The sequence below is a fragment of the Desulfosporosinus sp. BICA1-9 genome, from assembly GCF_000802135.1.
Window position 1 is genome coordinate 38,673 of sequence record NZ_JUEE01000073.1, and the last position, 11,398, is coordinate 50,070.

General features: G+C 40.8%; 10 protein-coding genes and 1 pseudogene. 2 read left to right on the top strand and 9 right to left on the bottom strand.

The annotated features are described in order from the left end of the window. Positions 1–10 precede the first annotated feature (10 nt). The 9 genes and pseudogenes from JL57_RS09435 to JL57_RS33990 all read right to left on the bottom strand — a co-directional run bounded on the left by JL57_RS09435 (position 11) and on the right by JL57_RS33990 (position 7,798). Complete coding sequence (locus tag JL57_RS09435) at positions 11–787, bottom strand: helix-turn-helix domain-containing protein (protein WP_034141801.1); 777 nt, start codon at positions 785–787, stop codon at positions 11–13. Positions 788–845: 58 nt separating this feature from the next. Next, positions 846–1,178, bottom strand: a complete 333-nt coding sequence (locus JL57_RS09440; protein ID WP_034141802.1) for a DUF6951 family protein — start codon at positions 1,176–1,178, stop codon at positions 846–848. Between the two features lie 521 nt (positions 1,179–1,699). Further along, positions 1,700–2,461 carry a B12-binding domain-containing protein gene (locus JL57_RS09445; protein ID WP_034141803.1) on the bottom strand — a complete coding sequence of 254 codons (762 nt, stop codon included), beginning with the start codon at positions 2,459–2,461 and terminating at the stop codon, positions 1,700–1,702. A 105-nt stretch (positions 2,462–2,566) separates the two neighbouring features. After that, on the bottom strand, positions 2,567–4,513 hold the full coding sequence (locus JL57_RS09450) for a sigma-54-dependent Fis family transcriptional regulator (protein WP_034141804.1): 1,947 nt from the start codon (positions 4,511–4,513) through the stop codon (positions 2,567–2,569). 450 nt (positions 4,514–4,963) lie between these two features. Beyond that, positions 4,964–5,065, bottom strand: coding sequence for a methyltransferase MtaB domain-containing protein (locus tag JL57_RS36335; protein ID WP_366557005.1), 102 nt, complete (start codon positions 5,063–5,065; stop codon positions 4,964–4,966). 353 nt (positions 5,066–5,418) lie between these two features. Further along, a complete protein-coding gene (locus JL57_RS09455; RefSeq protein WP_034141805.1) occupies positions 5,419–5,928 on the bottom strand; it encodes an AmiS/UreI family transporter in 510 nt (169 codons plus the stop codon). A 485-nt stretch (positions 5,929–6,413) separates the two neighbouring features. After that, positions 6,414–6,795 (bottom strand): annotated as a pseudogene (locus tag JL57_RS09460) (ferritin family protein). Positions 6,796–7,208: 413 nt separating this feature from the next. Further along, complete coding sequence (locus tag JL57_RS33985; RefSeq protein WP_291299896.1) at positions 7,209–7,406, bottom strand: hypothetical protein; 198 nt, start codon at positions 7,404–7,406, stop codon at positions 7,209–7,211. Next, complete coding sequence (locus JL57_RS33990; RefSeq protein ID WP_291299897.1) at positions 7,397–7,798, bottom strand: hypothetical protein; 402 nt, start codon at positions 7,796–7,798, stop codon at positions 7,397–7,399. Before JL57_RS33990 ends, JL57_RS33985 begins: the two co-directional genes overlap by 10 nt. Before the next feature lie 347 nt (positions 7,799–8,145). On the opposite strand from JL57_RS33990, the gene atoS reads away from it, so the two are divergent. Together atoS and JL57_RS09475 are read left to right on the top strand one after the other, a co-directional pair. Continuing rightward, positions 8,146–9,978: a two-component system sensor histidine kinase AtoS gene (atoS, locus tag JL57_RS09470; RefSeq protein ID WP_034141806.1), complete on the top strand. Its 1,833-nt coding sequence runs from the start codon at positions 8,146–8,148 to the stop codon at positions 9,976–9,978. Between the two features lie 26 nt (positions 9,979–10,004). Beyond that, positions 10,005–11,396, top strand: a complete 1,392-nt coding sequence (locus JL57_RS09475; RefSeq protein WP_034141807.1) for a sigma-54 dependent transcriptional regulator — start codon at positions 10,005–10,007, stop codon at positions 11,394–11,396. Positions 11,397–11,398: the final 2 nt, after the last annotated feature.

Consider the following 11,398-nt stretch of genomic DNA (forward strand, 5'->3'; position numbering starts at 1 on the left):
CACCGGGATATCATCGTAATAGGTTACGGTGGCGCTTGAAAAACTCTATGTAGTTAAAGAGATATTTTACCTCACCGCTGTCAAAATCGCTGATGATTCGCAGCACTGCCTGAACGGTAGAATCACTGAGCAAGTCCAGAACACCGGGACTCAAAGAGGAAAGAAGTTCCTCCAGATCTTCCTTCTCTATCCATATGTATGAAAGAGCAATCCCTATAGCTCCTGCTATTGCTTCCAGAGTTTCAAAGGAAGGTGTCGTAAGGTCGTTTTCAATTTGACTTATCAAGCCTGGTGAAACTCCGGCTTTATCTGCTAAGGCGGTAACTGTCAATCCCTGAGCTTCGCGAATAGAGCGAAGACGATCACTAAGCTTATATACTTTTTTTCCTTTACTAAGTAAGTAACTAATATTAACATTAAGAGCGTCGCAGAGCTTTTCTATATCTGATAAGCTCAATCTCCTGTTGCCTTCCTCGCATTCAGTTATGGCATTAATTGGCAAATCGCTGATTTCTGCCAATTCTTCGATAGTCAGGCCGCGGGCGATACGTATCTGGTGAATACGGTTGCCCTCGTCTTGGGATCTAGGCAAATTTTCCTCTACCAAGTAGGAAACTGGTACGTTAACAGCCACGCTTAACCTATTTAGAACGTTAATGGATGCCTTTTTTACACCACGTTCGATACTGCTCAAAAACGAAGGAGATATGCTAGCCTTTTTTGCAAGTTCAGTTAGCGTTAAACCTCGCTCCTTACGGAATTCCCTGATTTTACTTCCGTAGCTCATGAACAGACACCTTCCCTCTTAAGGCTAAACGGATAGAATAGGCCAGTTCAATAAGTTTTTAAACTAGTTTATTATCAAACTTCTGGATTCGGATTTTAACGTCTTTGGGAACTGCGGCGCCAATCTCCACTTGGATAGCCTTGATGATAGCACATGGGACAGGGCAATCAGTATGTTTTATATGTTCCCCTGCCGATCGGTAAATTACCGATTCAGTAATCTTATCAAATATGCCCTTTTTCCAGTCCAGTTCAGCGATATCCTTGTTCATACTCCTCAACATCGTACAGGCAGAAATAATCCTAACCTTAACGGTGGTTTGTCCCCCAGACTGAACTTGTATTACACTTGTGAAACCACAGGCACCTGCGAAGACCTTAACCTTCGTCAACAGTTATTTCCTGGTTTCTAAATACTGGACAAACCTATACATCCAGCATTTTCACTTCGCCGACTAAACAAAGTGGTAGCATCACAGGATTCTGCTACTAAAGTCAATACTCTCGTATTAAACGCCCATAACGCCTTAATTGAGTTCACCAACTAAGTACAACAGACGTGCGACGGTTAGTCGCCCCTAAAAACAACTCCGCACAAGCCTTTCAACTGAGGGTACTTGTGCAGTGGTTAATTCTAAGTTCATCGCTAAGCAATCCCTAGTAGTTCTTTCCTACCCACTAACCATAAACCAGGTGTATTCACTTCCTTTCGTTTTCTGAATAGGTTAGTGAAGCAATCGTCTGTCTTGCCGACTCCACTGCGTCTTTAGCTTGCCAAATATTCAAGTGGTACTTATGCACCACTATAGTATGAATATTCTGATTATTTTTTATAGGAGCTAATACGAATTGGAATAATATCGAAGGCTTTTTCATCCCTGCTCCATAACCGCTTCACGGCCTATGGGCTAAATTACCCATTATACTTTCTCCTTAACTCCAACCAACTCTTACCCGCAAGAGCGTCTTCTGCCATTTGTGGGGCCTGGGCTGCATCCGCTCCGTAAATCCCGAATTGAAAACTCGTTACAAAGTCTGCTGTGACTCCACCACCACCACCACAGACAAAAGGCAATTCTAAACCCCGATGGCTTAACTCCTGCGAAATTCGTTCAAACGCGCTCATGGTTAAAGTTAATCCAGCCGTTCCCGTTAACATGACCGGATGATATTTTTCCACAGCTACCAAAACCTCTTCAACTGGTACATCTTTGCCAAGATCTATTACTTCGAAGCCATTGGCCCGAAGCAAGGCATTAACAATTTTCTGACCTAAATCATGCAAATCTCCATCTGCTGTATGGGTAACAACCACCGCCTTTTTCTTATAAGAATGACCCATCATCGCTTCGCAAATTTCTATACCAATTTGCATGGTATCAGAAGCGGCTAAGGTTTGGGGAAGATAGTAAATCCGTTCTCCCCAGAGATGGCCAACCTCTTCCATACCCCTGATCAATCCCTCCCTAATCACTTCAAGTGGCGTGTGCTGCTTTAGCGCTTCTTTGACAACTTCTGAAATAGTTTCGTTTTCACCAGCTATTACCGTGTACATAACTGCTTGTAAGCTGCTACGTGGTAACTTAGTTTTACTTTCCTTTGATCTTGAATCCTTATGTAAAGCATTTAAGTCATAACGAACAAATATATTTGAAAACTCTTGATTAGGTTTCACATGCACGCCCCCTGTCTATTAATCATCAACCCCAATGTCTTTTGAACTAATAGAATTTCCATACTGTTTTTTACCGAGGTGCATTAGTGCGAAGATAAATTCGATTCAATTAATGCTGGCATTCTGGCGTAATTTACGGTACAAAGTGTTACGCCCAATACCCAAGATCTTAGAAGCTTGGCTAACATTATCATTGCACATGGTTAAGGTTTTGCGAATCATGTCGGCTTCGTATTGACGTAAAAGCAGCCCATTAGCAGGATGAAGAGTTGTTACTTGTTGTCCGGTTATTCGGGCTGGTAGATGCTGGGGCAGCAAGAGACCACCATCAGCAAGAAAAAGGGACTGTTCGATCACATTTTCAAGTTCCCTTACATTACCAGGCCAAGAATAGCTTTGTAACGCCTCGTAAAATTCTCGAGAAATTTCCGTACCATCTAGCTCGAGTTTTTTACCTATTTTTTGCATTAAATACTTTGCCAAAATACTGATATCACAGCTGCGTTGCCGTAAACTTGGTATTGTTAGGGAAATTACGTTTAGTCGATAAAAGAGATCCAACCTAAAGTTTCCTTTTTCTACCTCTTGGGCTAGGTTTCTATGGGTAGCTGCAATGACTCTAGTATTGACAGGGATAGCTCGTTCACTTCCAATTCTGCTGATTTGTCTTTCTTGCAAAACCCTTAATAAGCTAGCCTGAATTTCAAGAGGCATGTCACCAATTTCATCCAGGAAAATGGTTCCACCACTAGCCAACTCAAACTTACCCGGACGCCCACCTCGACGTGCGCCAGTAAACGCCCCATCTTCATAACCAAAAAGCTCGCTTTCGACCAGTCCTCTGGGTATCGCGGCGCAGTTAACAACTACAAATGGACTATTTTTGCGGGCACTATAATTATGTATAGCTTGAGCAAAAAGCTCTTTACCTGTTCCGCTTTCTCCTTCAAGTAAGACAGTACTCCCGCTGCGAGCTACTTTTTGAGCTCTATTAATTGTTACAAGTAGTTTGTCATCTGAACCTATGATATCATCAAATGTTAAGCTTGCTTGAGCTCCAGCTATGCTATTAGCCAATCTGTGAACCGTATTAATTTCACGAAGCGTAGCTATAACACCATTAACTGAACCGTCAGTAACGATAAAGGGTTTGCAGTTTAATGTAAACCTTCGGTGCACACGACCGTTTTCCCAAGCAACCTCTCGTTCGGCGATGGTCCGACCAGTCTTTAATACATCCAAAAGAATAAAATCTTTACCGAAAATTTCCTCAGCTGGACGACCGAGGCAATTTTCGGGGTTGAGACCAAGGATTTTACCTCCAACGGGATTCAAGTTAACAATTATACCTTCTCCGTTAATATAAATTAAGCCCTCAGACATAGTTTCCATAATTGTTTTGACATGACTATAAGCAAAAGCTAGCTTGCTAACTTCAGTATTATATAATATTTGATTTTCAATAGCTCGAGCTGCTGCTACTACTATACCTAGACTATGGGGATGGTAATCCAGGTAAATGCCGAATAATACAAGCACTCCCAGTAATTCTTTATTTGGTCCTAAAACAGGTGCTGCCGCTCCGGTCAAATCATGAAAGACTCGGCAATAGTGCTCAGTTGCGAAAACTTGTAAAGGTTTCTTTTCAATGAGAGCCAAACTAATTGCGTTAGTACCTATTGAGATTTCACTCCAATCTACTCCTTTTGCAAATCCCAGGTGTTTTACCTTTTGCTTCACTACCGGATCACCCAAGACCTCTAGTAACACTCCGCGGTTGTCAGCTAAAATAACCAAAAAGCCCGAACCTTTAACGAAATTATACAAATTATTCACAAAAGGCGTAGTGAGTGAAATCAGTTCTTGCTGTGGTTTAGCCGATATCTCTTGCTGATTAAGTAACTGATCAATTTGTGCATAAGGATTAAGCCGTCGGTCCCAACAGCGCTGCCAAGAATTCGCAACGGCTTCTCTAATAATATAAGGTTCAATTTCAGAATTTTCAACGAATTTTGACCAGGCTGATTTTATTCTCTCTGCTTTATGTCTCATGTTAGCACACCGCACTTACTTAAGATTCAACTCCACTGCCTAAGAAAATTAGAGATGATAAGTATATTTTATCATATAAAAAATACTTTTGTTAGAAATTAGGCAAATTTTCAGAAACTATGGTAAATAATAGTAATCGATAATTCTTTACTATTTTGAAGAGAAACCTTTTTCATGATCATAAGGCTCTTAACGACTTCACTGAACACATCCGCTTTCAAAGTCATTTTGAGTGTGCAACAATATATGCGAAAAGAACCCTATCTCAATGACCCCGCAACAACTCCTTCATTTAATAATTTAAAAAGCAAATTAATCTAAAGGACCTTTAGTGTAAACTGTTTTTTCTGTGGCTAAATATATAGGCAAAAATCAACCCCGTTACCGGGTTAGCTTTTATTTGAAGTAGCCAGGTCAAGGTATTAGGGCCGGAACCACCACATGACTTTTTCAACACTCAATGTTACCTGAGCCAACCGAAAAACCCCGGCCATAGGTTATTGGATTTTTGGCTGAACCGAAGATCATTTCGGCTGCACTGCCATAAGCCATTTTGTCATACCTTGCATTGTTTCATCTCCTCAACATTTATTTTGACTAAATTTTTGGATTCAAATTTAACGTAACGTCTTTAGTTACTTTCACCTCCATTGGGTTTATGACTCGTCCCGTCTACTCTTAATACATGCAATGTTTATGCCAATATTCAGAATTTTTAAACTACTGCTGGCCCTGATCTTTGACTAACCCTAAAAAACAAGGGTGTTCCACAATGGAACACCCTTTCCTAACGCGCTCTTAAATTTCCTTATTATCCAGTCTTTGTAATAAGTGTTCCATTATGGAACAATTATTCATAATGGAACACTTCTTACGTCGCTTTTCATAATTATTTTTAACAAAATTTAAAATGGAAGCTTTCCAAAAACCATTAAATTATAAGCAGGAATCCAAAGTCCAACCACTGTCCAAGCAATTAAAGACCAAGCCAGACCTTTGGCAGGAAATTTACCATAGGCATTTAACCAGACTTCTAACGTCAGAACCACATAACCTACGCACGCTAAACCTAAATAGTTACTTTTTGCTACTAGACTTGATCCACTAAAAAATATTATTGCATAAATGCTAGAAATTATTGCGACAGTTAAGGCAACATTACCTATAGATCTCATGTCTTCTAAACCCGTCAAAAGCGCATAAGAAACAGATAAATAAAATACCGCGTGAGCAAGAAGCAATCCGCCTGTCAATGGATCTTTAAAGTACGATGACTGAATTATAGCTCCAATGACAACTATAATTCCTACAAAACTAGTAGCCGCACCAGTTCCTTTTGGCTCACCATAACCCAAAAAGAGTAATGCAACAGGCAACCACATAACACCTATCAAAACTAATAATGCTGTTGTCATACTAATCTCTCCTTTCTCCTACTTAGGGATGCATCTTTGCCATTGTTTCATCTCCTCAACATTTATTTTGGCTAAACTTTAGGATTTCAAACGTAACGTCTTTAGCTACTTTCACCTCCATTTCTTTATGACTAGTTCCTTCTACTCTTATACATGCAATGTTTATGCCAATATTCTGAATTGTTAAACTATTGTAGGCCCCGGTCTTTGTCTAAACCTAAACTAACAAAGGTTGTTCTGCGATGGAACAACCTTTGTTAGTTAACGCTTAAAGTGCCTTATTATCCTGTCTTCGTAAGAAGTATTCAAATACGTAGCAGCTATCCATATTGGAACACCAATTTAGCCGCTTGTCCTTATAGTTCGTTTTCACCTAAGTAAATAAAAGAATCCCCACCCAGTTAAAGGTGAGGATTTGAGACTAGGGATTACATCTTAACTTGTATAAAGCAATCATGTGGCAGTTCATCCATTGAAGCCAATTTCTAATACTTAATGAATTTGGTTCCCAAAGTACCGCAAATAAAACATCTTTCGGGCACTACCTTCTCAATGTTTCCGCAAATAGGACAAAGATAGTAGAATACTTCTTCCTCCTGCTCCAGATTATCTAGTGCTTCTTTATATAGTCTTGCATGAACCTCTTCGGCCTTTAGAGCATATGTAAACGTTCGCACTGCAGCTTGATTTCCTTCTTCTTGTGCCACTTTTAAAAATTCTGGATACATGCTTTGGTATTCATGATTCTCTCCATTAACTGCATCGTTCTGCTTCAGCTTTTTTAGAGTAAGCAATATATTTTCGATTAGCCTGAGATTCTCCAGCAAAAGCTTCCATTAAATTCTCTAATGTTTTTTGGTTATCCATAAAGTACCCTCCCATATAGTTCTTAATTATCGTTGATAAATAATATACTACAAAACAAACGTAATTGACTAATGGCTCAAGGGAAAACAAGGGGGAAGGAAAAGAAAACAAGGGAACAGGTTAGTTGTTTTGGCTTCCAAATCCAAAACACTGAACCTGTCCCCTTGTTTCAACTTTGTGGTGCAAAATCGCACCCACAAACCCTTGCCATTTTTATGAGCTGTCAAGGATGAGTTCTAAAGCAAATTCACGATACTATTTACGGTTTCTTTGTCTTCAACAAATTTAACGCTGATCGTTTCACCGATTTTCAGGAAGGGTAATCTTTCTGATATGGAGATATTCGCAGTAAAGACATCCGCCTGTCCTTCTAAGAGGATATAGTAATAGGTATTCCCTTCGATAACGACATTTTAGATATCTGTAATCTTAGCCCTTACTTCAAATACTTCTTTGGATTCTTGTGCCTCTTTTTCTGTTCTTACAACACTTTTATTCGTAAACTTTTCAACTGTTTCTTGTACTGTAATATCTGTGATCACTTTTTGATAATCCCCTGCATCGACTAAAGCATACATCTTAATAAGCCCTGCTTTATCTTTTAAAGCCATGAAATACGTTGGTTTTCCGTCCCACCGAAAAGACCGATTTTCTTTTCATGCACAGCTACAATCCAATAAGGTGTTCCTTCTTCATCTAATTCATAGCTAAAGTCTCCGAAAATATCGGTCCTATAATTAAATCTTAAGAACCTTTTTAGATTACGTCCAAATCGTTCGCTTTCAGAATACATGATATTCTGTTTTGGTTTTTCTAGAGTTACTTCTCCATTAATCATATCGACCATAATATTATTGGGAATTCCGGCTTGCTTATTATTGAACCATTTGAAGAATCCCGCATATTCCAAAGGAGATACTCTAACCGGTTTTCCTTGGTAGTTAATCTGCGTGTAATCCGAAGCTACGCTAAATTGTGAGACCAATTCAACAATCTCACCCATTTTTCTATCCCCTAGTCTTTGCGCTGTATCCCTATCAACTGTTGGAATTTGATCAAACGCTATTTCAGTAACATCTTCTGCAAAAGTTTTGTTCCTTTCCTTTGTCAGCTAAGTCTTTTTGGGCACCATGCTCTAAGATTTAACGAAGGTTTATTTTAGCTATGCACTTAAGGATTTCGCTAAAAGTAGTAAAAGTCTTTTTTATGTCCTGAAAACTGTAGTGCAAATCGTGCTCTCGGCAGAACTAAGTTCCCACTGAGTGGGTAATGGCTGCCTGGTCAAAGGAGGAATTACGACCTTAATAAAGAATATTAATAATTAAAAACATTCTCTAATAACGAGGTATTATGATTATTAATCTGAACTTGCGGATAAAATTGATGATTATTCTGGCTCTAGCAGTAACACTTCCTCTTATAGGGAGTAGTTATGTTCTCATTAACCAGGCTGAAAAGGCATTAATGCTCGAAAAGGAGTCTAAGCTCTTTGGTATTGCCCAGGCGCTGGACAATTCTCTGTCTCAGGATTTCGATGTCCTCCTTAAACCGGAGGAACAGATTTTCACCCGTGAGGAAAAAATTCATTTGCTTAATACCCGGCTGGCTAAAGTAACGGACGAAATTGTTCTGGCCAATCCTGGGGTAGGTGCTGGCTACTACTCTTTAGAACTCGATGCAATTATAACCTACGGTCCGAGTTCCGAATACAGCTATACAATCGGACAGAGTATAGGGCCAGAACATAGGGGCCGGGAAGTAATGGCTAGGGGTACCCCTTTGGCTGTTACTGGGGCGATGGTACGGGGAAATATTCTTAATGCAATGGTTCCCTTGATCCGTAACAGGCAAGTCATTGGTTACACTTGGGCTAATGAACTGACAGAGAGTATCTGGAAACAAATAATGACCATGACAACTGTAATGTATCTAGCTTTAGGTATTGCTTTAACAGTAGGGTTAGGTATCGCTTTACCTCTCGCTAACCAGATCTCCAATTCCGTTCAACGTATTATCACTGGTCTTAGGAGACTCCGTGATGACTTAACCTATCGCTTGCCGGAAACTTCAGCCGAATTTGGCGAAATTACCCTGGCTATTAACAAAATGGCTCAAAGTATAATGAATACCCGTTCCCATACCGAAATCATCATGCAAAGCATGGCTGACGGTATTATTACCGTAGATGTTGAAGGCAGAATTACTGCCCTTAATGATGCTGCCTTTACTATCACCGGATTATCCAAGGATTCCCTAGGCGAGAAATTAATAAATTTTTTTGGGTATAACATTTCATTTAGTGACCCATTGCTTGAAACTTTAAATAAAGGCAAAATTTTTATCGGCTACCAAGTAGAACTCTCGCGTCCCGATGGGGCTGCCGTCCTCATTAGTGTAAGCACGTCCCCATTGAAGAATGGAACGGATATTCTGGGGGCAGTGGTCGTATTTAAAGATCTGACAGAGCGCAAGAAACTTGAAGAAAGGGTCAGTAAAATTTCCCATTTAGCCGCAGTCGGGGAATTGGCAGCCGGTGTAGCTCATGAAATCCGAAATCCACTTGCAGCTATCTCAGGGAGCGTTCAAATAGTTTTAGATGAATTACCCCCCGATAATTCTTCCCGGGTTTTCGGAGATGTGATTATCAAAGAGATAAATCGCCTTAATTCCATCGTGGAGGACCTTTTGTACTTTGCTAAGCCCTCAAAAAACAATGTGACCATGGTAAACCCTAATGAACTTTTACAGGAAACCCTTACGTTACTAGCGCCGATTATGAAAAGAAACTCAGTATTATTACAGCAAGAACTTGACCCCTCAGTGAGTTGGGTTTATGTGGATAGTGAACATATCAAACAGGTGTTGGTTAACTTGCTATTGAACGCTGTTCAGTCCTTGCCAAATCAAACTGGGAAAATTATCGTATCTTCTGTTTCCGCTGCGGAGGGTGTGAAAATAAACATCGAAGATAACGGAACCGGTATCTTGTCGGAAAACCTACCCCGGATTTTCGATCCTTTTTTCACAACCAAGGATCGAGGAACGGGTCTAGGATTGGCGGTAAGTTCCAAGATCATAGAAATCCATCATGGACATATTTGGGTTGAGAGTAAAGTAGGTGAAGGAAGCACCTTCTATGTGTTTCTTCCCTATGGAAATGAGGACGAACACCCTATTACCTAAGTACATAAGTAGGGGGAGGTAACAGAATGTCCGGGCAATCAAGAATTCTAGTCGGGGATGATGAAGAAAGCCTGCGCCTTGTCCTGTGGACAGCGCTTACTAAAGCCGGCTATGTTGTAGATACGGTTGATGATGGATTGGCGGCAGTCAAACAAGTACAGGAAGTAGAATATGATGTAGTTATTCTGGATGTGCGCATGCCTAAAATGGATGGACTTAACGCTTTCCGCGAAATACATCGATTATCTCCTGATTTGCCGGTAATTTTAATGACAGCCTTTGGCAGTGCCGAAATTACCGTCGAAGCTATGAAACGGGGCGCGTTTGACTATTTAACGAAACCGTTTAATATTAATGAAGTTAAGATTTTAATTGAACGGGCCATCCATATAAGAAAACTAACCCAAGATCTCGAATACTTAACCGAACAGGTGCGTACATTGAGCCGGGTAACGGCCGGACCGGGTCAGCTAATCGGCAGAAGCCCCAAGATCCAAGATGTTTATAAAAGCATCGGTAGGGTTGCTGCCTCGAAGGCCACTGTTTTACTTACCGGAGAAAGTGGTACGGGTAAAGGGATGGTGGCGCGAACAATACATTATAACAGCGATCGCTGGCAAAAACCCTTTATCCAGGTCAACTGCGGGGCGATTCCGGAAGGTCTGCTGGAAAGCGAATTGTTTGGTCATGAAAGAGGGGCTTTTACCGGCGCCATAACCCAGCGCCCTGGTAAGTTTGAATTGGCTGAAGGAGGCACACTTTTTCTCGATGAGGTAGCTGAACTTGGCCCTGCCCTCGAGGTCAAACTCCTAAGAGTTTTACAGGAACGGGAATTTGAACGGGTAGGTGGAATCAAAACCTTCAAAACAGATGTTCGCATCATTGCCGCCACGAACCGTGATTTGCCTAAAGAAGTTGAAGAAAAACGCTTTCGTTCAGATTTATACTATCGCCTGAATGTAGTCTCTATCCATCTTCCCCCCTTACGCGAGAGGGACGACGATATAGCCCTCCTAGCAGATTATCTGCTTTCCCGTTATGCTATCGAGATTGGAAGACAAGGTGTCGTTTTTATTCCGGAAGTTTATACGGTTCTAAGCCGTTATTCCTGGCCAGGCAATGTGCGCGAACTGGAAAATGCGATTGAACATGCTCTGATCATGAGTAATTCTAAAATCATTTTACCGGAGCATCTTCCCTTAGAGATCAGCAAGGAAGACGTCGGAAAGCCCGCCACTTTGCCTGCGACAGAATGTACAACATTTACTCCCCTGCGAGAGGCATTAGCAGAAACAGAAAAAAGGCATATCGCAGAAGCACTCAGACTAACCCATGAAAACCGGGTTCATGCAGCCAGGCTATTACAAATTTCCCGGCGCGGTTTACTTTATAAGATCCAGGAATATGGATTAGCGTGAAT